General features: G+C 73.7%; 24 protein-coding genes. 17 read left to right on the top strand and 7 right to left on the bottom strand.

Annotated elements, in window-relative coordinates; all coding sequences use genetic code 11:
* Positions 1 to 4: 4 nt before the first annotated feature.
* Positions 5 to 943: a Ppx/GppA family phosphatase gene (locus L1785_RS08255; RefSeq protein WP_236088734.1), complete on the bottom strand. Its 939-nt coding sequence runs from the start codon at positions 941 to 943 to the stop codon at positions 5 to 7.
* 89 nt (positions 944 to 1,032) lie between these two features.
* On the opposite strand from L1785_RS08255, the gene L1785_RS08250 reads away from it, so the two are divergent.
* Together L1785_RS08250 and L1785_RS08245 are read left to right on the top strand one after the other, a co-directional pair.
* Positions 1,033 to 1,749 carry a TetR/AcrR family transcriptional regulator gene (locus tag L1785_RS08250; protein ID WP_236088733.1) on the top strand — a complete coding sequence of 239 codons (717 nt, stop codon included), beginning with the start codon at positions 1,033 to 1,035 and terminating at the stop codon, positions 1,747 to 1,749.
* Positions 1,746 to 2,333 carry a DUF1990 domain-containing protein gene (locus L1785_RS08245; RefSeq protein WP_236088732.1) on the top strand — a complete coding sequence of 196 codons (588 nt, stop codon included), beginning with the start codon at positions 1,746 to 1,748 and terminating at the stop codon, positions 2,331 to 2,333. Before L1785_RS08250 ends, L1785_RS08245 begins: the two co-directional genes overlap by 4 nt.
* Before the next feature lie 16 nt (positions 2,334 to 2,349).
* Here L1785_RS08245 and L1785_RS08240 read toward each other — a convergent pair whose 3' ends face one another.
* Positions 2,350 to 3,420, bottom strand: a complete 1,071-nt coding sequence (locus L1785_RS08240; RefSeq protein WP_236088731.1) for an NAD(P)/FAD-dependent oxidoreductase — start codon at positions 3,418 to 3,420, stop codon at positions 2,350 to 2,352.
* Positions 3,420 to 3,953, bottom strand: coding sequence for an isoprenylcysteine carboxyl methyltransferase family protein (locus L1785_RS08235; protein WP_236088730.1), 534 nt, complete (start codon positions 3,951 to 3,953; stop codon positions 3,420 to 3,422). Before L1785_RS08235 ends, L1785_RS08240 begins: the two co-directional genes overlap by 1 nt.
* Positions 3,954 to 4,030: 77 nt before the next feature.
* Between L1785_RS08235 and L1785_RS08230 the strand changes: the two genes are divergently transcribed.
* From L1785_RS08230 to L1785_RS08220, 3 genes are all read left to right on the top strand, one after another.
* Complete coding sequence (locus L1785_RS08230) at positions 4,031 to 4,840, top strand: UbiA family prenyltransferase (protein WP_236088729.1); 810 nt, start codon at positions 4,031 to 4,033, stop codon at positions 4,838 to 4,840.
* A gap of 49 nt (positions 4,841 to 4,889) precedes the next feature.
* Positions 4,890 to 5,999 carry an NAD(P)/FAD-dependent oxidoreductase gene (locus L1785_RS08225; RefSeq protein WP_236088728.1) on the top strand — a complete coding sequence of 370 codons (1,110 nt, stop codon included), beginning with the start codon at positions 4,890 to 4,892 and terminating at the stop codon, positions 5,997 to 5,999.
* A gap of 264 nt (positions 6,000 to 6,263) precedes the next feature.
* Positions 6,264 to 6,671 carry a RidA family protein gene (locus L1785_RS08220; RefSeq protein WP_236088727.1) on the top strand — a complete coding sequence of 136 codons (408 nt, stop codon included), beginning with the start codon at positions 6,264 to 6,266 and terminating at the stop codon, positions 6,669 to 6,671.
* Here the strand turns inward: L1785_RS08220 and L1785_RS08215 are convergent.
* Positions 6,668 to 7,060 (bottom strand): winged helix-turn-helix transcriptional regulator, encoded by a 393-nt coding sequence (locus L1785_RS08215; RefSeq protein WP_236088726.1) that lies wholly within the window; start codon positions 7,058 to 7,060, stop codon positions 6,668 to 6,670. The two genes, L1785_RS08220 and L1785_RS08215, sit on opposite strands and share 4 nt — an antisense overlap.
* Positions 7,061 to 7,192: 132 nt before the next feature.
* Between L1785_RS08215 and L1785_RS08210 the strand changes: the two genes are divergently transcribed.
* Both L1785_RS08210 and L1785_RS08205 read left to right on the top strand, forming a co-directional pair.
* Positions 7,193 to 8,266, top strand: coding sequence for a type III polyketide synthase (locus tag L1785_RS08210; protein ID WP_236088725.1), 1,074 nt, complete (start codon positions 7,193 to 7,195; stop codon positions 8,264 to 8,266).
* Between the two features lie 374 nt (positions 8,267 to 8,640).
* A complete protein-coding gene (locus tag L1785_RS08205; RefSeq protein WP_236088724.1) occupies positions 8,641 to 9,771 on the top strand; it encodes an LLM class flavin-dependent oxidoreductase in 1,131 nt (376 codons plus the stop codon).
* Between the two features lie 76 nt (positions 9,772 to 9,847).
* On the opposite strand, the gene L1785_RS08200 is transcribed toward L1785_RS08205, so the two are convergent.
* Both L1785_RS08200 and L1785_RS08195 read right to left on the bottom strand, forming a co-directional pair.
* A complete protein-coding gene (locus tag L1785_RS08200) occupies positions 9,848 to 10,387 on the bottom strand; it encodes a flavin reductase family protein (protein ID WP_236088723.1) in 540 nt (179 codons plus the stop codon).
* On the bottom strand, positions 10,384 to 10,953 hold the full coding sequence (locus L1785_RS08195; RefSeq protein ID WP_236088722.1) for an NAD(P)H-dependent oxidoreductase: 570 nt from the start codon (positions 10,951 to 10,953) through the stop codon (positions 10,384 to 10,386). The genes L1785_RS08200 and L1785_RS08195 overlap by 4 nt, the downstream gene beginning before the upstream one ends.
* A 222-nt stretch (positions 10,954 to 11,175) precedes the next feature.
* Between L1785_RS08195 and L1785_RS08190 the strand changes: the two genes are divergently transcribed.
* The 10 genes from L1785_RS08190 to L1785_RS08145 all read left to right on the top strand — a co-directional run bounded on the left by L1785_RS08190 (position 11,176) and on the right by L1785_RS08145 (position 20,152).
* Positions 11,176 to 12,267, top strand: a complete 1,092-nt coding sequence (locus L1785_RS08190) for a cupin domain-containing protein (RefSeq protein WP_236088721.1) — start codon at positions 11,176 to 11,178, stop codon at positions 12,265 to 12,267.
* Positions 12,264 to 13,100: a fumarylacetoacetate hydrolase family protein gene (locus L1785_RS08185; RefSeq protein ID WP_236088720.1), complete on the top strand. Its 837-nt coding sequence runs from the start codon at positions 12,264 to 12,266 to the stop codon at positions 13,098 to 13,100. The genes L1785_RS08190 and L1785_RS08185 overlap by 4 nt, the downstream gene beginning before the upstream one ends.
* Positions 13,101 to 13,103: 3 nt before the next feature.
* The gene (locus L1785_RS08180) at positions 13,104 to 13,865 is read left to right on the top strand and encodes a maleylpyruvate isomerase family mycothiol-dependent enzyme (protein ID WP_236088719.1); all 762 of its coding nucleotides are present in this window, start codon (positions 13,104 to 13,106) and stop codon (positions 13,863 to 13,865) included.
* Positions 13,866 to 13,875: 10 nt separating this feature from the next.
* On the top strand, positions 13,876 to 14,364 hold the full coding sequence (locus L1785_RS08175; protein WP_236088718.1) for a MarR family winged helix-turn-helix transcriptional regulator: 489 nt from the start codon (positions 13,876 to 13,878) through the stop codon (positions 14,362 to 14,364).
* A gap of 102 nt (positions 14,365 to 14,466) precedes the next feature.
* Positions 14,467 to 15,327 (top strand): PaaX family transcriptional regulator, encoded by an 861-nt coding sequence (locus L1785_RS08170; RefSeq protein WP_236088717.1) that lies wholly within the window; start codon positions 14,467 to 14,469, stop codon positions 15,325 to 15,327.
* 136 nt (positions 15,328 to 15,463) lie between these two features.
* Complete coding sequence (locus L1785_RS08165; RefSeq protein WP_236088716.1) at positions 15,464 to 17,110, top strand: AMP-binding protein; 1,647 nt, start codon at positions 15,464 to 15,466, stop codon at positions 17,108 to 17,110.
* Positions 17,107 to 18,297, top strand: coding sequence for a thiolase family protein (locus L1785_RS08160; RefSeq protein WP_236088715.1), 1,191 nt, complete (start codon positions 17,107 to 17,109; stop codon positions 18,295 to 18,297). The genes L1785_RS08165 and L1785_RS08160 overlap by 4 nt, the downstream gene beginning before the upstream one ends.
* A 64-nt stretch (positions 18,298 to 18,361) precedes the next feature.
* Positions 18,362 to 18,841: a MaoC family dehydratase gene (locus L1785_RS08155; RefSeq protein ID WP_236088714.1), complete on the top strand. Its 480-nt coding sequence runs from the start codon at positions 18,362 to 18,364 to the stop codon at positions 18,839 to 18,841.
* On the top strand, positions 18,838 to 19,782 hold the full coding sequence (locus L1785_RS08150; protein WP_268914993.1) for an SDR family NAD(P)-dependent oxidoreductase: 945 nt from the start codon (positions 18,838 to 18,840) through the stop codon (positions 19,780 to 19,782). Before L1785_RS08155 ends, L1785_RS08150 begins: the two co-directional genes overlap by 4 nt.
* Positions 19,766 to 20,152, top strand: coding sequence for an acyl-CoA thioesterase (locus L1785_RS08145; protein ID WP_236088713.1), 387 nt, complete (start codon positions 19,766 to 19,768; stop codon positions 20,150 to 20,152). Before L1785_RS08150 ends, L1785_RS08145 begins: the two co-directional genes overlap by 17 nt.
* On the opposite strand, the gene L1785_RS08140 is transcribed toward L1785_RS08145, so the two are convergent.
* On the bottom strand, positions 20,145 to 21,050 hold the full coding sequence (locus L1785_RS08140; RefSeq protein WP_236088712.1) for a PaaX family transcriptional regulator: 906 nt from the start codon (positions 21,048 to 21,050) through the stop codon (positions 20,145 to 20,147). The two genes, L1785_RS08145 and L1785_RS08140, sit on opposite strands and share 8 nt — an antisense overlap.
* Positions 21,051 to 21,078: the final 28 nt, after the last annotated feature.

Raw genomic sequence — 21,078 nt, 5'->3', positions numbered from 1 at the left:
CCCCTCAGCCGATGCTGATGTGGGGGATCCGGTCGAGGCGTTCGAGGATCACGCCTTCGCGCAGCGCCCAGGGACAGATCTCGAGCTCGGGGAGGTCGAAGATGTCCATGCACGCCTCGGCGACGAGCGCCCCGGGAACGATCTGGTGTGCCCGGCTCGGCGAGACGCCGGGCAGGCGGGCCAGGTCGTCGGGAGTCATGCCGGCCAGCTCGCCGACGCTCTCGCTCAGGGCCTCGCGGGACAGCACGCGGCGGACGAGCGGCCCCTCGGCGGACGGGGCGGCGCCGCAGATCCGCGCGAGGGAACGGAAGGTCTTGGAGGTCGCGGCCGCCCGGTCGGGCCGTCCGGCGCGCAGCAGGCTCCCGGCGTTGCGGGCGATGTCGGCGCGGATGTCGCGGCGCAGGGCGCGAAGCGCCCCGGCGTCGGGCACGACGGCGAAGTGGGTCCGGGCCAGGCGAGCGGCCCCGAGCGGGAGCGACCAGGCGGCGTCGGGCGCCTCGTCGGCCCCGCCGGCGATCTCGAGGGAGCCGCCGCCGATGTCGAACACGGCCAGCCGGCCCGCCGACCAGCCGAACCACCGTCGCACCGCCAGGAACGTGAGCCGGGCCTCGTCCTCGCCGCTGAGGACCTCGAGCCGCACGCCCGTGCGCTCGTGCACGGTGTCGAGCACGGCCTCGGAGTTGATCGCGTCGCGCACGGCGGACGTCGCGAACGCCAGCATCTCCGCGCAGCCCTTGTCCTCCGCGACGCGCACGGCCTCCCCGGTGAACTCCACGAGCGCGTCGACGCCTGCCTGGCGGACGGCGCCGTCCTCGTCCAGGTGCTCGGCGAGGCGCAGCGGCTGCTTGTACGACGAGGCGGGCAGCGGCGCCGCGCCACCATGGGCGTCGACCACCAGAAGGTGTCCCGTGTTGGAACCGATGTCGAGGACGCCCAGTCGCATGAGGCAGACGCTACCGGCTGGGCGACGTCGGCTGCCGCCGGCGGTCAGCCCGTGGCTCATCGTGAGGGGTCATGCGCTAGATTCTGAACATGTTCAAAACGGCGAAGGCCGAGGCCACCCGGGAGCTCCTGCGCAGCACGGCCCTCCGGCTCTTCCGCGACGACGGCTACGAGCGCACCACGATGCGCCGCGTCGCCGCCGAAGCGGGCGTGAGCACGGGGAACGCGTACTACTACTTCCCGTCCAAGGATGACCTGGTGCACGAGCTGTACCGCGAGGTCCAGGCCGACCACGCCCGCCTGGTCGCCGAGCGGCTCGGGACGACGCCGGACGCCGTCGACTCACCTCGCCCGAGCCCGACACGCCTCGAAGACCGGCTCCGGCTCGCCTGGCAGGCGTCCGTCGAGGCGTTCGAGCCGTACCACGTGGTCGGCACGGAGCTGGTGTCCGTCGCGATCCGCCCAGGCGCGCGGACCAGTCCGTTCTCGGCCGAGTCCACGCCCGCGCGGACGGCCTCGCGTGCTGTCTTCGCGGAGGTCGTGGCCGGTGCCCACGACGTCCCGCCGCACCTGCGTGCTGACCTACCGGAGCTCCTCTGGTACGGCCAGCTGGGGCTCACCCTCTTCTGGGTCCACGACACCTCGCCCGGCCGACGTCGGTCGCTCGCCCTCGCGAGCCACGGCGCCCAGGTCGTGGCTCGCCTCGTGCGGTTGGCCAGGCTTCCGATCGCACGCGGCGTGACGGACGACGTCCTGCGCCTGGTCCGCCTGGCGGCATCGGACGCGACCGAGGGGAGCGGCTCGTGAGTGCCGCGAGCCGGGCGACGGGCGAGGGCGCCCCGGACGCCGTCGGGCACGAGTTCACGTATGGCGAGGTCGGTGCAACCGCCGGCGACGACCTTCCGCCGGGGTACGCGCACCTGCGCGTGCGGCACCACCTCGGGCCGGGCAGCCGGGACGACCTGGAGCTTGTCGGCGAGGCACTCCTGTCCTGGCGCGTCCATGCCCGGGCGCGGGTGCAGCTCGCCACGTCGGCGCCGGCCGCCGCCGTCGGCGTCCGGGTCACGACGCGGCTGGGGGTGGGCCGGCTGCGGCTCGTCGAGCCGTGCGAGGTGATCTGGGTGGAGCGGTCCGACGCAAAGGTCGCCTTCGGCTACGGCACCCTGCCCGGGCACGTCTTCACGGGTGAGGAAGCGTTCGCGATCGAGCGCGACGCCGACGGGCTGTGGTTCACGGCGGTCGCCTTCTCGCGGCCCGTCGCGTGGTGGGCGCGAGCCCTGCGCCTGCTGGTCCCCACGTTCCAGCGCGCCTACCTGGCGTGGCTGGCGCGGGGCGCGCGGGCGGTGCTCCGGTCGGGCCACGACCCGGTGGCCGGCCTCACCCTCCCCTGACGCCGGCCGGTGCGCTTCAGCGAGACCGGCCCAGCTCGTCCACGGCAGCACGGAAGACGGCGGGGAGCGCGGCGGCGGTGGGCACGATGGCGCGCCGTGACCACGCGGGACGTGTGGCCTGGAGGAGCGCGTGGGTCAGCGCGGCACTGCGCCAGACAGCACCGCGCCACGCGTGTTCGTAGGACTGCGGCCGGTCCGCCCGGATCGCGGCGACTGCAGCCCGTGCCTGGGCCAGGCCCGTGGAGATCCCCTCTCCGGTCAGGGCATCGACGTAGCCGGCCGCATCACCGACCAGCAGGATCCGCCCCGCGACGCGGCGGGACGTCCGCTGGCGGAGCGGGCCCGCGCCCCGGACCGGGGTCGCGGCACCGGCGCCGGCCAGCCGCTCCCGCAGCAGCGGGAACTCCGGGAGCAGGTCGTCGAACGCTGCCCGACGAGCGCTGAGCACCGCAACGCCCACCAGGTCGTCGCCGACCGGGGTGACATAGGCCTCCCCGGACGGTCCCCAGTGGACCTCGACGTGGTCGGTCCATGGCTGCGTGGCGTAATGGCGGCGCTGCCCGTAGCGCTTCGGAGCCCTGGCGGCGACCTGCAGGCCCAGCGCCTGCCGCGTGGGTGAGTGCAGCCCGTCGGCGGCGAGGACGTAGCGCCCCGCCACGTCGGGGCCGGGCCGCGCCCCGGCGGCACGCGTGTGGAGCCGTACGCTGCCCGACGTCTGGACCATTCCTTCGGCCGCCAGCGGGAGGATCTCCACGTCCGAGGCCGTGACGGCCGCGTGCAGGGCGTCGTGGAGCGCGGTCCGCCGCACTCCCAGACCATGCCCGGTGCCGAACCCGGCCTCTGCCTGGTGCGCGCCCGAGACGTAGCGGATGCCCGCCAGCTCGCGGCCCGCGGGCGTGACGCCGAGAGCGTCGAGCGACCGCACGCCGCCGGGCATGATGCCCTCGCCGCACGCCTTGTCGACGGGGCCGGCCCGGGGCTCCAGCACGGTCGCCGACAGGCCGGCCCGGACCGCGTACAGGGTGGCGGCCAGGCCGACCGGCCCGCCGCCGACGACGACCACGTCTCTCAGCGCGGTCTTCGGCATCACGAAGCCGCCGGGCTGGACGCCGTGGCCAGAGCCCGATCCTCCACGCGGATCCGGACGGTGAGCAGCCAGGCGTCGAGAACCGTGAAGAGGCAGGCCGTGATCCAGGCGGAGTGCACCAGGGGCAGGGCGGCACCTTCGAGCACGACCGCCACGTAGTTCGGGTGGCGCAGCAGCCGGTAGGGCCCCCGGTTCACGAGCGCCAGGCCGGGGACGACGATCACCCGCGTGTTCCACTGCCGGCCGAGCGTCGCGATGCACCACCAGCGCAGTGCCTGCGCGGCCACGACGATCGCGAGCATGGTCCACCCGAGGGCCGGCAGGAACGCGCGCCCGAGCAACCACACCTCGGCCACGGACCCGACCAGCAGGGCGCTGTGCAGGACCACCATCGGCCCGTAGTGCCCGGAGCCGTACTCCTTGGCCCCCCGCGCGAAGGCCCACCGGGCATGCCGTCGGGACAGGACCAGCTCGGCGAGCCGCTCGAGACCGACGGCCAGCACCAGGACGGTGAACAGCAGCTCCGAAGTCACCTGCCAACCGTAGGCGCATCGAGCGCCGGACGGGGCTCGCGCGCACAAGTGCGCGGTCGCGCCCTAGGCTCTGGCCCATGCGGTCTCCGTCGTCGCTGCCGGGCCTGTTGCGCGCGAGCCATCCCGCCCCCACGGTCGCGGTCACGACGCTGACCGCGCTCCTCGCGGTGGGCGCGGGTCACGGCCTGGGCACCGGTGCCCTGGTCACGGCCGCGGTCGGCACGGGGCAGCTGACGATCGGCTGGTCGAACGACCTGATCGACGCGGCCCGCGACCGGCAGGTAGGGCGGCTCGACAAGCCGCTGGCCCTGGGCGACGTGTCGCCGGCCCTGGTGCGCGCGGCCCTGGTCGCCGCCGCCGTGCTCTGTGTCGGGCTGTCGCTGGCCTGCGGGCTCGCCTCGGCGGCGGTGCACCTCCTGCTCGGGGTGGCCTCCGGGTGGGCCTACAACCTCGGCCTCAAGAGCACGGCGTGGTCAGCGGTGCCGTACGCCGTCGCCTTCGGCGCGCTGCCGGCGGTCGTGACCCTCGCCCTTCCCGAGCCTCGGCTGCCGCCGGTCTGGATGGTGGCCGCCGGGGCCCTGCTCGGGGTCGGGGCGCACCTGCTCAACGCCCTTCCCGACCTGGCCGACGACGCGCAGACCGGCGTCCACGGACTGCCGCACCGCCTGGGCGCCCGGACGCTGCGCTGGCTCGCGCCCCTCGTCCTGGTCGTCGCCTCCGCAGTCACCGTGCTGGGCCCGGGCGCGACGGCGTGGTGGGCCTGGTGGCCGTTCGCCCTGTGCCTGGTCCTCGCCGGCGTGGCCATGGGCGGTCGCGGGCGCCTGCCCTTCCTCGCCGCCATCGGCATCGCGGCGGTCGACGTGATCAGCCTCGCGCTGCGAGCCTGACCGGGTCGCCGTCCTTGGCCCGTGCGCGGAGACTGGCGAGGTGTGGGACGTGGTCGTCGTCGGAGCGGGACCGGCGGGCTCGGCCGCCGCGATCGCGGCGCTTCGGACCCGCCCCGGCGCGCGGGTGCTGCTTCTCGATCGCGCCGACTTCCCGCGGGACAAGCCCTGCGGTGATGGCGTGGCCCCGCACGCCCTGGACGTGCTCGCCGGTCTCGGCGTGCACGGTCTCGTCGACGACCGGACGCCTGTCGGCACGCTGGAGCTCGGCTTCGGCCGGCTGACGCTCGTGCGGCCGATGCGACGTGCTGCCTGGGTCGTGCCGCGCCTGGTCTTCGATGCCCGGCTGGTCGACGCTGCCGTGTCCGCGGGTGCGGACCTGCGCCGGGGTCATGTGCGCGCCGTCGAGATCCTGCCGGACCGCGTGGTGCTGGACGGGACGGTCGAGGCGAGGGTCGCGATCGGGGCCGACGGCGTCCACTCGGTCCTGCGCCGCGCCGTCGGCCTCGGCACACGCCGTCGGTGGGCCTTGGCGCTGCGCGCCTACGCTCCCACGCCCCGCGACTTCCGCGGTCGGCAGGTGATCCGGTTCGGCCGGACGCGCCGGCCGTCCTACGCCTGGTCGTTCGACCTCGGAGACGGCTGGTCGAACGTCGGCTACGGAGAGGTCCTCGACGCCTCGCTCGGGGCGCCCGGCCGCCGCCTCATGCTTGCCCAGCTCGAGGAGCTCCTGCCCGGCTCCATCGGGGGAGCGGTCGGGTGGCGCGGGCACCACCTGCCGCTGTCCTCGGCGCGATGGCACCAGCCCGATGGACGGGTGCTCCTCGCCGGCGACGCCGCCTCCCTCGTCAACCCGCTGACGGGGGAGGGCATCTACTACGCGGTGGCCTCGGGGGCGTGCGCCGGGCGCTCGGCCGTGGAGGCGGGCGACCGTGACGCCGGCGGGCTGCACCGCCGCGCCGTGCGCCGGCTGTTGTCCGCCCACCTGGCCGGTACGACGGCGATCTCCCACGCGCTGAACGGGCCGGGCGTCCTGGAAGCCGGCCTACGCGCCGCCCGCGCCGACCAAGACGTCTTCGACGACCTCGTGGAGGTGGGCCTGGGTCGCGGCGTCGTCACCCCGCGCATCCTGGGCGGCCTGGTGTCGCACGCCTTCGGCTGATCAGAGGCTTCCGGGCGCCGGCGCCGATACGGTCAGCGAGGCGTTCGACCACTGCATCCCCAGGTGCCGCCCGGCCGGCATCCACCGGGCAGTGGCGCCGGGCCCTCCTGGGCGGTGTCGCCTGGGCGTTCAACCCTGGTGTTCGTAGACCCGACAGGTTACCGAAACGTTCCCAGGTCTCGGAAAAGTGCCTTCTTCCCTGCTCGCGGCCAATCTCCTACGGTGTTCTGGTAACCAAAAGAGAGCACCAAGGAGGCACTCATCATGGCCGTAACCCTCGTCAACCCGACCGGACTCCCACAGATCGACGTGTACCAGCAGGTGTCCGTGGCGACCGGTTCCAAGCTCATCAACGTCGCCGGGCAGGTCGCCTGGGACGCCGACGGAAAGACGATCGGCGAAGGCGACCTGGCCGCTCAGGTCGAGCAGTGCTACCTCAACGTCGGCACGGCGCTGGCCGGCGTCGGGGCGTCCTTCGCCGACGTGGTGAAGCTGACCCTGCACGTCGTGGACTGGACGCCGGACCGGATGTCAGAGCTGCTCGACGGCATCGCCCGCGCGTCCGCCAAGCTCGGTGTGACGCCGGCGGCGCCGGCGTCGTTGTTCGGCATCGCAGCACTGGACGTTCCCGAGCACCTCGTCGAAGTTGAGGCGATGGCCGTGATCGACTAGGACTGCGAGGCGCCGAACCTGTCGCGCGACTCCTCGATGTGGCTCAGGTAGCGCTGGGTCCAGCCGCACATGCCGTCGACCACGCCGCGCAAGGCCTCACCCGCCTCCGTCAGGGCGTACTCGACCCGTGGCGGGATGGTTGGGTACACGGTCCGTTCGACCAGGCCGTTACGCTCCAGCATCCGCAGGTTCTGGGTGAGCATCTTGTGGCTGATACCGCCGACCTCGTCGCGCAGCTCACCGAAGCGCATGGTGCGCTGCCCGAGGAACTCGATGATCAGAAACGCCCACTTGTTGGCCACCTCGGAGAAGATCTCCCGCGCCAGCGAGTCGGCACGCGCCAGGTCGGCAGCCGGCGGCAGCTCGCTCACCTCGTGTCTGGTGCCCATCCGGACACTCTCTACTGGTTCCTCAGTAACCGCAAGAGAGCCCGCCGGTGCATGCCGTGAGGACGGGCGGCGCCGGGTGAGAAGCGCCGGACGTCCCAGGCGTCCAGGGTCAACCGCGGCTAGTGTTCACGGATGGAGAGCACCCTCCACCCGGGCGCGGCGTTGCCGATGCTGGGGCGCATCGTCGCCTTCGGCAGCAGCACCCCGGCGGCCTACGACCAGGACCAGCTCTGGAGCGGCTACTACGGGACCCAGTACGGGCAGGAACTGGTCGCCGAGCGGCTCTGGCGCGGCGCCGGGGTGCGCACCCGGCACCTGGCCGCCAGCCCGCTGAACGAGGACGTCAGCGGCTGGAGCACCGCCCAGCGGATGCGCCGGTTCCAGGCCGACGCGCTGCCCCTCGCCAAGGAGGCCGTGAGCGGCGCCCTGGCGACGGCGCCCTTCTCCGCGGACGACGTCGGCCTGCTCGCGACCGTGTCCTGCACGGGGTACAGCAACCCCGGCCTGGACGTCCAGCTCGCCAAGGATCTCGGGATGCCGGCGTCGCTGCGACGGCTCGCGATCGGGCACATGGGCTGCTACGCGGCCATCCCGGGGCTTGCCGCCGTCAGCGACTTCGTGACCGCCCATCGCCGCCCCGCGGTGCTGGTCTGCACCGAGCTGCCGTCCCTGCACGTGCAGCCGCCTCCGCACGACGCCGAGCAGACGGTCGCCCACGCGCTCTTCGCCGACGCCTGTTCTGCGGTCGTGGTGGCACCCTCCGACCGTGCGGGTCAGGGTCTCGACGTCGTGGCGGTCGAGACCCTGACGGACGCCGCCTCCACGGAGGACATGACGTGGGACATCACGGACCACGGCTTCCGCATGACCCTGTCCCGGCGGGTGCCCGCCGTCGTCGGCCGGCACGTCCCCGCGCTCGTCGACCGGCTGCTGTCCCACCGCGGGCTGGGTCGGGAGGACGTCCGGCACTGGGCGATCCATCCGGGCGGCCCGCGCATCATCGACGCCGTGCAACGGGCGCTGGAGCTGACGGACGCCGACGTCGAGCACTCGCGGGACATCCTGTCCCGTTACGGCAACTGTTCTTCCGCCACGATCTTGCTGAATCTTGCCTCGATCGGGCCCGTCGACGCCGGCGACCACGTGATCGCGATGGCGTTCGGCCCGGGCTTGACCGTCACCGGAGCCCTGTTGCAGAGCAGGTAGCCGGGGCCGCGCGGACCTCCGGTGGCGAGGGTCCAGCATGTGGGACTCGTCGACCAGCCATTGACACGCGGGTGCCCGGATCGTAGTTTCCGGCACATCCGGGCCGAAGGAGAACGACATGCACCGTGAGACGAACGGCACGGCGACGACCGCCATTGCCGCCCTCCTGTGTCGCTCCTGCTTCGTCGGCTGCTGCACCTGTTGTTGATCCCGCGCTGATCCGACAGGGCCGCCGCTCGCGCCCTGGGTAGACCCAAGCATCACGGCCGTACCGGCCGTTCCTCCGCCACGCCTGCCGCCGGGCGCGGGCGTCCCTCTGCCGTCCCCGACGGCTTCGTCGCGCCCTGACGCGCGCCCCGAGAACGGACACAGCGATGACGAGCACCTCCGTACCCCGCCCCCACGACCGGCTCCATGAGAGCCGCAGCCGCACGGTCCACCTGGGCGTCGACCTGTCCGACGCCGGCGCTCGCCCCGCGGTCTGGCGCGCGGTCGGGTCGCAGGCCCAGCGCCTGTTCGACCCCCAGCGGCTCGTCGAGCTGGTCGCGACGGCGCGCCGGGGTCGGCTCGACCTCGTGACGTTCGACGATGCGTTCTCGCTCCAGCCCGTCCGGCGGGGAGCGCAGGGCCGCCTGGACGCCGCGCTCGTCGCGGCACGGGTCGCGCCCCGCAGCTCGGGGATCGGCCTGGTGCCGACGGTGGACACGACCCACACGGAGCCCTTCCACGTGTCGAAGGCGATCACGACGATCGACCATGTCAGCGAGGGCCGCGCCGCGTGGCAGGTCGGCCGGTCGACGGCGGCCGAGGCGATCGACGTCGTCTCGAAGCTGTGGGACGCGGGGGAGAACGACGCCGGGTCCCGGGACGTCCGCGCGGGCCGTCTCGCGGATGACGTGACCCTCGACCACGAGGGCGTCCGGTTCGTGAAGAAGGTGCCCTCGATCGCGCCGCGCTCACCGCAGGGGCGGCCACCCGTGGTGATCCGGGTGACGTCACCGGAGGCGCTCGACCTGGCTGCGCGCCGCGCCGACGTCGTCCGCGTGCGGGCGACGAGCCTGGGCGAGGCCGCCGCCCTCCGGACCGAGATCCTGGACCGGGCCGAGGCGGCCGGCCGCGGCCGGTCCGAGCTGCGCGTCCTCGTCGAGGCGTTCGTCGTGATCGGCGACGACGCCCGGAGCGCCCACGCTCGCCTGGACCTGCTCGAGCAGCTCGACGGGGCGACCTGGGACACCGACTCGCTCATCCATGCGGGCACCGCGCAGGCCCTGTCCGCGCTCGTCGCGGAGTGGGTGCTGCTCGGCGCCGCGGACGGCTTCCTCCTGCGCCCGGCGTCGCTCACGACGGACCTGACGGCGATCGTCGACCGGACCGTCCCGCTGCTCCAGGAGGCCGGGCTGTTCCGCACGGAGTACCCGGGGACGACCCTGCGGGAGACGCTCGGCCTGCCCCGCCCGGCGAGCCGGTACGCGACCCTACCCGCCCGTGCCGCGGCGACCGCCTGACGGCCCGCCGAAGGAACTGCCGAGGTAGGACGCAACGCAGGTGGCCCGGGCGATGTCGCCCGGGCCACCTGTGTGCTCAGAGAGCCGAGTGGTCGCCGATCCGGTGATAGGTCCGGTCGTGGTACACGAGCGGCGAGGTGCCCTGGCTGACGCTCGACCGGAGCGCCCGCACGGAGACGAGGAAGCTGTCGCCGACCGGCGTGCGCTGCACGACGCGCCCGCGCACCCAGGACAGCGCGTCGTCGACGACCGGCTCACCGGTCGGCAGCGAAGACCAGCCTCCCGCGGCAAAGCGGTCGACGCCGCTCGTCGCGAAGCGTGCGGACACGTCGTCCTGGTGGTCGGCGAGGAAGCTGATCGCGAGGGTGCGCGCCTCGGCCAGCGCCGGCCATGACGACGACGTCGACGCGAGCGAGAACGCCAGCAGCGGCGGCGCCGCCGACACGGAGATCACGGACGTCGCCGTGAAGCCGACCGGCCGGCCCCGGTGGTTGAGCGCGACGACGGCGACCCCGGCCGGGTGCTGCCGGAACACCGCCTTGTACTCGTCGGGGGACAGGTGCGGCTCGTCCTGCTCGGCCAGACGCGCCTCGAGCTCGGTCAGGTCGGCGGTCATCGGACGACCTCCGCAAGGCTGGCGGCGGCACGCAGCCCCGCGGCGCGCCGCAGCGTGTCGCCCCACCGGTCCGCCCAGGCATCGATCACCGGGCCCAGGTCGGCAAGCTGGGACTCCACGACGGTGAGCGCCCGGGTCGGCACGACCGCGCCCAGCTCGACGAGTACCGGCCGCAGGTGCACCTCACCGACGAGCGAGTGCGCCGGGTTGCCCGACACGACCAGCGGCACGGCGACCACGCCGGCGAGCCCGTCGGGACCGTACCCGTCGAGGAACGACTTGAGCAGGCCCGTGTAGGAAGCCTTGTAGACAGGGGTGGCGACGACGACGACCGACGCGGCGGCCAGCCGCCTGAGCGCGGCGGCCACCGCGGGCCGGTCGGCGGCGAAGATCTCGCCGGAGAGCTCGGCGAGGTCGATCGGGAGGTCGTCGGCCCCGGCCGCATCCGGGCCGAGCAGCTCGGTGATCCGTCGTGCGGCCGCTCGTGCGGCGTCGAGCGTCCGGGAGCCGGGCCGGGGATTCCCGGCGACGGCGACGACGGTGAGGGAGGGGTTCTGGTCTGTCATCGGTACCTCGCAGCTGGGTCGATCGCGCCGGGTGCCGGCGCCTTGCCGCGAGGTCTACCCGTGGTGTCCGGGACCGCCAGGGGTTTGCCGGGATTTCTCACCATGTGGATCCGCGACACGCCCCGCCGTCGAACCCCCTTGAGACCCGTGCTTCCCATGGCGGGCTTCGGACCATATAGTTGGCATACCAACGAATGGCGACGAGGCCAAGGAGCAGTGACCATGCAGCAGATGGACGGCACGGGGGACTCCCCAGAGCTCAAGCAGCTCTACGCGGACTTCGACACCCACAACCTGTCCCCGTTGTGGACCCAGCGCGACGACCTGATGCCCTTCACGCCGTCGCCGAAGGCGGTGCCGCACGTGTGGGAGTGGTCCACGCTGTTCGGCCTCGCCGAGCGCTCGGGCGAGCTCGTGCCCGTGGGGCGCGGCGGCGAGCGGCGGGCGATCGGCCTGGCCAACCCCGGGCTCCCCGGCACGGCCTACGCGACGCCGACCCTGTGGTGCGCGATCCAGTACCTCGGCGGGTTCGAGACCGCGCCGGAGCACCGGCACAGCCAGAACGCCTTTCGGTTCGTCGTCGAGGGCGAGGGAGTCTGGACGGTCGTCAACGGCGACCCCGTCGCGATGCGCCGCGGCGACCTCCTGCTCACCCCCGGGTGGAACTTCCACGGCCACCACAACGACACCGACAAGCCGATGGCGTGGATCGACGGCCTCGACGTGCCGTTCTCGCACTACGCCGACGTCGGCTTCTTCGAGTTCGGCTCGGAGCGCGTCACCGACGAGGCGTCCCCGGACGTCTCCCGCTCCGAGCGGCTGTGGGCCCACCCCGGCCTGCGCCCGCTCAGCGGCCTCGAGGACACCACGAGCTCGCCGCTCGCCGCCTACCGCTGGGAGCACACCGACCGGGCGCTGACCGAGCAGCTCGCGCTGGAGGACGCCGGGCACCCGGCGACCGTCGGGCAGGGCCACGCGGCAATCCGCTACGTCAACCCGACCACCGGCGGCGACGTCATGCCGACCCTGCGCTGCGAGTTCCACCGGCTCCGCGCCGGCGCCTCCACGCCGGTCACGCACGAGGTCGGCTCCTCGGTGTGGCAGGTGTTCGAGGGCGAGGGCACCGTCGTGCTCGGCGAGACCGAGCACGTGCTGCACACCGGCGACCTGTTCGCCGTGCCGAGCTGGGTCCCGTGGTCGCTGCACGCCGACACCCAGTTCGACCTGTTCCGGTTCAACGACGGCCCGATCGTCGACCGGCTGCACTTCACGCGCACCTACCGCCCCGGCCAGCGAAACGAGGACCTCGCATGAGACTCGCAACCCTCCGTCTCGACGCGAGCACCGTCGCCGTCCGCGTCGACGAGCAGGTCGCGGTCGAGATACCGGGCCACGCCGACGTCGGCCACCTGCTCCAGGACCCGCGGTGGGCCTCGGTCGCGCGCGCCGCGAGCGGCCCGGCGCACGACCTCGCCGACCTGGACCCGCAGGCCTGGGCGCCGCCGGTGCTGCGCCCGTCCAAGATCGTCTGCGTCGGTCTCAACTACCGCAACCACATCCTCGAGATGGGCCGCGAGCTGCCCGAGCACCCCACGCTCTTCGCCAAGTTCCCCGAGGCGCTGATCGGCCCGTACGACCCCGTCGTCCTGCCGGCGCACGCCGCGGACGCCGTCGACTGGGAGGGCGAGGTCGCCGTCGTCGTCGGCCGGACCGCGCGCCGGCTCACCGTCGCGGAGGCCGAGGACGCCATCGCCGGCTACGCCGTGATCAACGACGTGACGATGCGCGACTTCCAGTACCGCACCCCGCAGTGGTTGCAGGGCAAGACGTTCGAGGCGACGACGCCGTTCGGCCCCTGGCTGACGACGCTCGACGCCGTCGAGCCCGGGGGCGAGCTGGTCACGGAGGTCGACGGCGAACCGGTGCAGCGCACCGCGATCGACGACATGGTCTTCGGCCCGGCCGCGCTCGTGGCCTACATCTCGGCGATCGTCACGCTCCACCCCGGCGACGTCATCGCCACCGGTACGCCCGGCGGCGTCGGCCACGCCCGGAAGCCCCCGCGCTACCTCGCGCCCGGGCAGGAGCTGGTCACGTCCATCACCGGGCTCGGCACCCTGCGCAACGCCGTCGTCAAGGAGGGCTGAGCCATGCCTGCCCGCACCGACCAGACCACCGACGCGGAGCTCCTCGCGGGCCTGCTGCTCGCCCGGCGCGGGCAGGCGTACTTCTCCCGCAAGCTCAACGAGCTGCCGGGCGACCAGCTCGACGCGCCGTCGCTGGTGGCCGGCTGGACGCGACGGCACGTCGTCGCGCACGTCGGCCTCAACGCCCGTGCGCTCACCCGGCTCACCGAGTGGGCGGCCACGGGCGTCGAGACGCCGATGTACGCCTCGCCCGAGGAGCGCGACCAGGAGATCGAGTTCGCCGCGACGCTCCCCGCCCGGGCCCTGCGCAACCTCTGCGCCCATGCCGCGGTGCACCTCGACGTGGAGTGGCGGGACCTGCCCGAGGAGGCCTGGCACGCCCCGGTGCGCACGGCGCTCGGCCGCGTCGTGCCCGCGTCCGAGACCGTCTGGATGCGGACGCGGGAGGTGTGGGTGCACGCCGTCGACCTCGACAACGGCGGCTCGTTCGACGACTTCCCGGCCGAGCTGGTCGACGCCCTGCTGGCCGACGTCGTCGGTGCCTGGCGGCGCCGCCTCGGCCCGGCCGGGCTGCCGCCCCTCGTCCTCGAACCCGTCGACCGGGAGCACCAGGTGCCTGTCGCCGAGCCCGGCGCGGTGCCGGGTGGGACGGTGACGCTCCGCGGGACCGCCGCGGCCCTGACCCGGTGGGCGACGGGCCGCGGGGCCGCCGGTGTGCTCACCTCCGACGGCGGTGCGGTGCCGCCCCCGCCGCGCTGGCTGTGATGATCTGTCCATGACCCAGCGAAGCGCCGCCCCGGCCGACGACGTCGGAGAGCGGCTCTCCCTCTACCTGCCCGAGCACATGGGCTTCCTCGTCCGGCGCGCCCAGCAGGTCCACCTGGCCGTCTGGGCCGAGGAGGTGGGTCCGGGGCTGAGCAACGTCCAGTTCGGCGTGCTCAACGTGCTCCGCCGCACGGGCGGCGCCAGCCAGCGCGAGCTGGGCGACGCGCTCGACCTCGACCGCTCGACGGTCGCCGGGCTCGTCGCCCGGCTCGAGGCCCGGGGGCTGGTCGAGCGGGCCCGGGCCGCGGCCGACCGCCGCCGCAACGTGGTCCGGCTCACGGAAGCCGGCGCCGCCGAGGTGCGTCGGCTCGTCCCGCACGCCGCGCAGGTCGACGCCTCGCTCACCGCGGGGCTCACCGAGGAGGAGACGGTCACGCTGCGCCGGCTCCTCACCCGGATCCTCGACGCGCACGGCCACCACGCGAACGACGACGCCTGACGAAGGTCGGGCGCGCTCAGGCCGGCTGCTGGGTCCGGTCGCTTCGTGTCATGCATGTCAACGGCCCGGTGTCGTCGGGCTCGCTCTGGAATACTCCGCGACATGCCGGAACCTCAGGACGGTCCCGAACGCGCTGTCGCGGGACGGGCGGCGCGCCGCCCCGAACAGCTGCTCCTCACGTTCCTCGGGGAGTTCGTGCTCGACGCCGACCTCGAGCGCGTGCCCGCGGCCGTGCTCATCGGGCTGCTCGCCGAGCTCGGCGTCGGCGAGGCGGCGACCCGCGCGACGCTGGCCCGCATGGTCAGCCGCGGCCTGCTCGCGAAGGTCCGCTCGGGCCGCGAGGTGGCGTACCGCCTGACCCCCACGAGCGAGGCCGTGCTCCGCGAGGCGCGCGTCCGCGTGCTGGCGGACGAGCCGTTCGCGCCCCTCGGCACCGGCTGGACCCTCGTGACGTTCTCCGTGCCGGAGAGCCAGCGCGACGCGCGCCACCGGGTGCGGGCGACCCTGACCTGGGCGGGCTTCGGCCTGCTGCGCGACGGGCTGTGGATCGCCCCCGGCGAGGTCGACGTGGCGTCCGCGTTCCGCCCGCTCGACGACGACCTCGCCGCGGTCGAGCTGTCCGCGTTCCGCGCGTACGAGATCGAGGGCTTCTCGGCGACGCGAGCGGTCCGCGCGGCCTGGCGGCTGGACGAGATCCGCGCGCACCACCTGGAGTTTCTCGGGGCCTGGGCCGACGTCGAGGCCTCCTCCCACCCGCTGCGGGACATGACGGCCCTGGGCGCCGACTGGCTCGCTCTGCTGCGCGCCGACCCCAGGCTGCCGGCCGAGCACCTCTCGGCGGACTGGCCGTCCGAACGTTCCGCGGCCACGTTCCGGCGCCTGCGCGCGGCGTTCGGCGGCCCGGCGCGAGCCGACCTCGAAGAGCTCGAAGGCTCTGGCGGGCGGGCCGTCCGGGAGTCCTGACATTCAACAATCTCGTGACGGGCGTCACGAGAACGCTTGACGTTCGCGTGGGTGGTGAGGCACGATCGAGTCCTCGCCGCCGGTTCGGCCGCCCGCCCAGGGCGTCGACCACGGCCCGCCCACGAGGATGTGAGCAGTGACCGAGCCGATCCCCAGCAACCACCTGAGCCGTGCGAACTACGCGACCATCTGGGAGTCCGTGGCCCGCGCGGTGCCCGACCGTCCGGCGGTCCTCGCCGACGGGCGCACGATGACCTATCGCGACCTGGACGACGCCGCGGCCCGGCTCGCCGGCGCGCTGCAGTCCCACGGCCTGCGCGCCGGGTCGCGCATCGCGATCTTCATGTACAACCGCGTCGAGTACCTGATCACCGTGTACGCGGCGTACAAGATCGGCGCGATCCCGGTCAACATCAACTTCCGTTACCAGGGCGGCGAGCTCGCCGCCCTGCTGCGCGCCTCGCGGGCCGACGCCCTCGTCCACCCGACGAGCCTCGGGCAGCACGTACGCGACGCCGCCGCGCACGTCCCGCTGCCGGACCTCGTGCTCGCCGTGCCCGACGACGACGGCCCCACCGAGCCCGGACGGCCCTTCGCCACGGCGCTCGACGCCGAGCCGCTCGACCCGCAGCCGCTGTCGCCGGACCACCAGATCTTCATGTTCACCGGCGGCACGACGGGCACCCCCAAGGCCGTCGTGTGGACCCACGGCAACCTGTTCGACAGCCAGCTCTTCTCGATCTACGGCTCGCTGCCCGTCGACGTCCCCACCGACCTGGACGAGGTGACGCGCATCGCCGCACGGACGGACCTCCCGCCCACCGTGACGTTGCCCCTCACCCCGCTCATGCACGCGATGGCGCTGTTCAACGTGATGAACACGCTCGTCCTCGGCGGATCGGTCATCTTCCTGCCGTCCGCTCGCTACGACGCGCTCGCCGCCGCCCGGACCATCCACGAGCAGGGCGTGACCCGGCTGATCGTGGCCGGCAACGCCGTCGTCGGACCGCTCGTCGACGTGCTCGACTCTCCCGAGGGAGCCGGGCTCGACGTGTCGAGCCTCACGACCGTGCTCAGCTCGGGGATGGCGTGGTCCGACGAGCTCAAGCTGCGGCTCATCGCCCACGCGCCCGGGTCGACGCTGGTCGACATCTTCGGCTCGAGCGAGGGCGGCCCGTTCGCCTACGGGGTGGTCGAAGGACCGCAGGACATCCCGTGCAGGCCGCGGCTCGCCCCCGGCACCGTCGTGTTCGACGCCGAGCTGCGCGAGGTCCAGGACGTCCCGGGGGCCACCGGGGTCCTGGCCTACCGCGGGGCGATGCCGCTCGGCTACGACGGCGACCCGGAGAAGACCGCGCAGTCCTACCCGACCATCAACGGCGTCCGGTACGTCATGCCCGGGGACTACGTCCGGGTCCTCGGCGACGGGTTCGTCGAGCTGCTCGGCCGCGGGTCGGGGGTGGTCAACACGGGCGGGGAGAAGGTCTTCCCCGGCGAGGTCGAGTCCGCCCTGCTCGAGATCCCGGACGTGACCGACGCGGTCGTCTTCGGCTCGCCCGACCCCCTGTACGGCGAGGTCGTCACCGCGTACGTCGTCACCGTGCCCGGATCGCCCCTCACCGCGGCGGAGGTCCAGGACGAGGTCGGACGGCGGCTCGCCGGCTACAAGAAGCCGCGCAAGGTCTTCTTCGTCGACGCCCTCGACCGGAGCCCCAGCGGAAAGCTCAGCATGCGCGCCCTGCGCGCCCAGGTCCCCGATCTCGAGGCAGGTCAGCACTCATGAAGTTTCGCGACGCGCACATCCCCTTCGGCCTGAGCTGGACCTCGCCGTTCGCCAAGTGGCAGGGCCCCCTGGCGGAGGTGAACAGCCTCGACATGGCGGTCGACGTCACCGGCCGGGCGCTGGAGGCCCGCGGGCTGCCGCCCGAGGAGATCACCGAGTGGACGCTCGGCTGCACCGTGCCCCAGCAGTACGGGTTCTACGGCGTGACCCTCGTGTCCCGCCGCCTGGGCGCGGGCCAGTACGGCGGGCCGTGGCTCTCGCGGGCCTGCGCGACGTCGGCGGTGGTCGTGGAGCACCTGGCCACCCAGGTCGAGCTCGGCGCGCACGCCACGACGATCGGCGTCATCACCGACCGGACCAGCAACGGCCCGCTCATGCTCTACTCCAGCCAGCGCAGCACCGGCGGCGCTCCGCTGGCCGAGCACTGGGTGCTCGACCCCATGAAGCTCGACCCGACCACCGGCCAGAGCATGAACGACACCGCGGAGAACACCGCCGTCGACGGCGGCTACACGCGCGAGCAGGTCGACGAGGTGGCGCTGATGCGCTACGAGCAGTACGTGAGCGCGCTCGCCGACGACCGTGCCATCCAGCGCAGGTACATGGTGCCCGTGCGCGTCCCGCGCAGGAAGGGCGAGGACTGGGTCGAGGAGGACCACGGCGTCTTCCCGACCACCGCCGAGGGCCTGGCCAAGCTGTCACCCGTCAAGCCCGGGGGAGTGGTCACCTACGGGGCGCAGACCCACCCGGCCGACGGCTGCGCCGGCGTCGTCGTCGCGACGGCCGACCGGGCCCGCGAGATCGGGCAGGACGGCATCACCGCACAGATCCTGGCCACCGGGTTCGGCCGCGCCGAGCCCGCGTACATGCCCAAGGCCCCCGTCGCGGCCGCCCGCGTGGCGCTCGCGGACGCCGGGATCGAGATGTCCGACGTCGACGTCGTCACCACGCACAACCCGTTCGCGGTGAACGACCTCTGGTTCGCCGACCAGATGGGCTACTCGCTGGAGCGGATGAACCCGTACGGGTCCTCGCTCGTCTACGGGCACCCGCAGGGTCCGACCGGCGCCCGGGCGATCACCGAGCTCATCTACGCGCTGCACGCGCGCGGCGGCGGCATCGGCCTGTTCACGGGGTGCGCGGCGGGCGACTCCGCCGGGGCCGTCGTCGTCCGCGTCGACGGATAGCCACCTCACCCAACCCCACCCCACCCACCTGACTGATCCACCCACCCCGATTGCGAGCGAGCCGATGACATCAGCACCGACCACGCCCACAGCACCTACGACCGTGGCCCTGGCCGACCTGCCCCAGTACGTCGGGACGGTGTTCGGCCCGTCCGCGTGGCGCACGATCACCCAGGAGGAGGTCGACCGCTTCGCCGACCTCACCGGCGACCACAACCCTGTGCACCTCGACGCCGAGTTCGCCGCGGGGACGCCCTTCGGCGGGACGATCGTGCACGGCTACTTCACGCTGAGCCTCGTCGTGCCGCTCATGGCGGAGATCCTCGAGGTCACCGGCGTCGCGACCGGCATCAACTACGGCCTGGACCGCCTGCGCTTCCCGGCCCCGGTGCGCGTCGGCGCGCGGATCCGCGTGGCGTCCACGCTGCGCGAGGTCGCCGACGTGCCCGGCGGGTACCAGGTCGTGTTCGAGAACACCTTCGAGGTGGAGGACCAGACCAAGCCCGCCGCCGTCGCCGTGATGATCGTGAGGTACTACGGATGAACCAGCAGCCGAGCACGCAGATCGACCTGACCGGCAAGGTGGCGATCGTCACCGGCAGCGGGCAGGGGCTGGGCCTGGCCTACGCGAAGGCGCTCGCCGAGGCCGGCGCGCAGGTCGTGGTCAACGACGTCGACGGCGCCGCGGCCGCGCGGGCCGTGCGGGAGATCACGGAAGCGGGCGGTACGGCGGCCGCCGTCGTCGCCCCCGTAGGCCCGTCGAGCACCGCCGACCTGCTCGTGCGGACCGCGGTCGAGGAGTTCGGCCGGCTCGACATCCTCGTGGCCAACGCCGGGGTGATCCGCGACCGGGTGCTCTGGAAGATGGAGGACGCCGACTTCGACCTCGTCGTCGACACGCACCTGCGCGGTACGTTCACCACGGTGCGCGCGGCCGCGATCCGCCTGCGCGACCAGGCCGAGGGCGGCCGGATCGTCGTCGTCGGCTCGCCGGCCGGGCAGCACGGGAACTTCGGCCAGACGAGCTATGCGGCGGCCAAGGCGGGCATCATCGCGATGGCCCGCACGTGGTCGCTGGAGCTGGCGCGCGCGCGGGTGACGGTCAACGCCGTGATCCCGACGGCGATCACGGCCATGACCGCGACCATCCCCGTGTACAAGGAGGTCGCCGAGGCGTACCAGCGCGGCGAGTCCCTGCCGCGGGTCGTGCGCCAGGAGCACGCGCTCGGCGGCCCGGAGGACGTGGCGCCGCTGATCGTGTGGCTCGCCTCGGACAGCAGCGCCGAGGTCACCGGCCAGGCGATCGGCGTCGGCGGCGACAAGCTCTCGCTGTACTCGTACTCCGAGGAGCTCGCCGTCACCTACCGCGAGGGCGGGTGGCCTGCCGAGGAGATCGCGGAGGCGTGGGCGTCGACCTTCGCCCCCTCGACGCAGACCAGCGGCATCACGCTGCCCCCGCTGGAGACCGATGCCCTCGCACCGTGAGCCGGTCCGTGTCGAGTTCGTCGACACGGACGCGGGCGGGCGCATCCACCACACGGCGGCCCTGCGCTGGGCCGAGCGCGCGGAGCACCAGCTGCTCCGCGCGCTCGGCTCGCCCGAGCTCACGCGGTTCCCGCGCCGCCGGATCGAGGTGGACTTCGTCGGCCCGCTGCACTTCGGCGACGAGGTCGTCGTCGAGATCGCGGCGTCGGCCGTCGGCCGGACGTCGATCACCTACGCGTGGCGGGTGCTCAAGGATGGCGTGAGCTGCATCGAGGGCTCGACCACCTGCGTCCACGTGGACGACGACGGCCTTCCGTGCGCGGTGCCGGCGGAACTGCGGGCAGCGCTCGCGGACGGGCCGCTCAGCTGACGAGCGGGCCTTGCGGAGCCAGGTTGTCGGCGAGCTCGGGCGCGTGGCGGGCGATGACCTCGCGCACGCGTGCCGAGGCGGGCACGCCGAGCCGCTCGTAGGTGTCGAGGAACAGGTTGCGGGCCTGCGGCCGGGGCCAGCCCGCCGGCAGGAGCGACGTCGGCAGGTCGGGGTCGAGGCCGGGGAACGCGCGCCAGGCGTCCATGAGCTCGGTGCGGCGCACGAGCGCGTCCACCGGGTCGATCGTGCCCCGGCCGAGCGCTGCGTGGACCGGCTCCCAGGCGTCGACGAACTCCTCGTACACCGCGGCGAGGCCGTCGAGGTCCCAGGCGCTCTGCGGGGGCACGCTCGCGGGCAGGTCGGGCGCGGTCGCCACGAAGGCGGTGGCCGCCGCGACCCCGAGGTCGACCAGCTCGGCGAGCGCCTCGGCGTGGTGCTCGCGGGGGGAGACCCACAGCGCGTCGTAGAGCGGCGCGAAGCCCAGCCAGCGCAGGCGCGTGCGCAACGCCTCGCGGACCGACCGGTTGGCCTCGCGCACGGAGAACGCGACGACGCTCCAGCGGCCGTCCCAGGGTGCGCCGTCGTCGGCGCCGAAGCTGAAGATCCGGGCGGCGCCGCTGCCCAGCACCTCCTGTGCGCGCGGCGTGAGCGCATGGAAGGTGTTCCGGCCGGAGCGCGTGGTCGCGAGCAGGCCGTGCTTGACCATCCGGCTCAGCGCGGCGCGGGCGGCGACGTCGCTGACCCCGAAGTCGGCGAGCAGCTCGACGAGGGCGGCGGAGGGCAGCGGCTCGGCGTGCCCCCACCAGTAGTCGCCGAGCAGGGTCAGCAGCAGGCTCGGCGGCGAGCCCTGGCGTGTGCGGGGCAGGCGGGGGTGCTCCCCGCCGGGCACCTTCGTCATGGGCGACCTTCCTGTGGTCCTCGCTCGA

The organism is Antribacter soli, from assembly GCF_021568775.1.
GTDB classification, from domain to species: domain Bacteria; phylum Actinomycetota; class Actinomycetes; order Actinomycetales; family Cellulomonadaceae; genus Antribacter; species Antribacter soli.
The sequence above is the reverse complement of the archived record's forward strand: the minus strand, read 5'-3'. Positions and strand labels throughout refer to the sequence as shown.

Bases quoted from the DNA above. Each gene is read 5' to 3' on its own strand.
- L1785_RS08255 (WP_236088734.1), bottom strand. From the start codon at position 943: ATGCGACTGGGCGTCCTCGACATCGGTTCCAACACGGGACACCTTCTG.
- L1785_RS08250 (WP_236088733.1), top strand. From the start codon at position 1,033: ATGTTCAAAACGGCGAAGGCCGAGGCCACCCGGGAGCTCCTGCGCAGC.
- L1785_RS08240 (WP_236088731.1), bottom strand. From the start codon at position 3,420: ATGCCGAAGACCGCGCTGAGAGACGTGGTCGTCGTCGGCGGCGGGCCG.
- L1785_RS08230 (WP_236088729.1), top strand. From the start codon at position 4,031: ATGCGGTCTCCGTCGTCGCTGCCGGGCCTGTTGCGCGCGAGCCATCCC.
- L1785_RS08220 (WP_236088727.1), top strand. From the start codon at position 6,264: ATGGCCGTAACCCTCGTCAACCCGACCGGACTCCCACAGATCGACGTG.
- L1785_RS08215 (WP_236088726.1), bottom strand. From the start codon at position 7,060: ATGGGCACCAGACACGAGGTGAGCGAGCTGCCGCCGGCTGCCGACCTG.
- L1785_RS08210 (WP_236088725.1), top strand. From the start codon at position 7,193: ATGGAGAGCACCCTCCACCCGGGCGCGGCGTTGCCGATGCTGGGGCGC.
- L1785_RS08205 (WP_236088724.1), top strand. From the start codon at position 8,641: ATGACGAGCACCTCCGTACCCCGCCCCCACGACCGGCTCCATGAGAGC.
- L1785_RS08200 (WP_236088723.1), bottom strand. From the start codon at position 10,387: ATGACCGCCGACCTGACCGAGCTCGAGGCGCGTCTGGCCGAGCAGGAC.
- L1785_RS08195 (WP_236088722.1), bottom strand. From the start codon at position 10,953: ATGACAGACCAGAACCCCTCCCTCACCGTCGTCGCCGTCGCCGGGAAT.
- L1785_RS08190 (WP_236088721.1), top strand. From the start codon at position 11,176: ATGCAGCAGATGGACGGCACGGGGGACTCCCCAGAGCTCAAGCAGCTC.
- L1785_RS08185 (WP_236088720.1), top strand. From the start codon at position 12,264: ATGAGACTCGCAACCCTCCGTCTCGACGCGAGCACCGTCGCCGTCCGC.
- L1785_RS08180 (WP_236088719.1), top strand. From the start codon at position 13,104: ATGCCTGCCCGCACCGACCAGACCACCGACGCGGAGCTCCTCGCGGGC.
- L1785_RS08175 (WP_236088718.1), top strand. From the start codon at position 13,876: ATGACCCAGCGAAGCGCCGCCCCGGCCGACGACGTCGGAGAGCGGCTC.
- L1785_RS08170 (WP_236088717.1), top strand. From the start codon at position 14,467: ATGCCGGAACCTCAGGACGGTCCCGAACGCGCTGTCGCGGGACGGGCG.
- L1785_RS08160 (WP_236088715.1), top strand. From the start codon at position 17,107: ATGAAGTTTCGCGACGCGCACATCCCCTTCGGCCTGAGCTGGACCTCG.
- L1785_RS08155 (WP_236088714.1), top strand. From the start codon at position 18,362: ATGACATCAGCACCGACCACGCCCACAGCACCTACGACCGTGGCCCTG.
- L1785_RS08150 (WP_268914993.1), top strand. From the start codon at position 18,838: ATGAACCAGCAGCCGAGCACGCAGATCGACCTGACCGGCAAGGTGGCG.
- L1785_RS08145 (WP_236088713.1), top strand. From the start codon at position 19,766: ATGCCCTCGCACCGTGAGCCGGTCCGTGTCGAGTTCGTCGACACGGAC.
- L1785_RS08140 (WP_236088712.1), bottom strand. From the start codon at position 21,050: ATGACGAAGGTGCCCGGCGGGGAGCACCCCCGCCTGCCCCGCACACGC.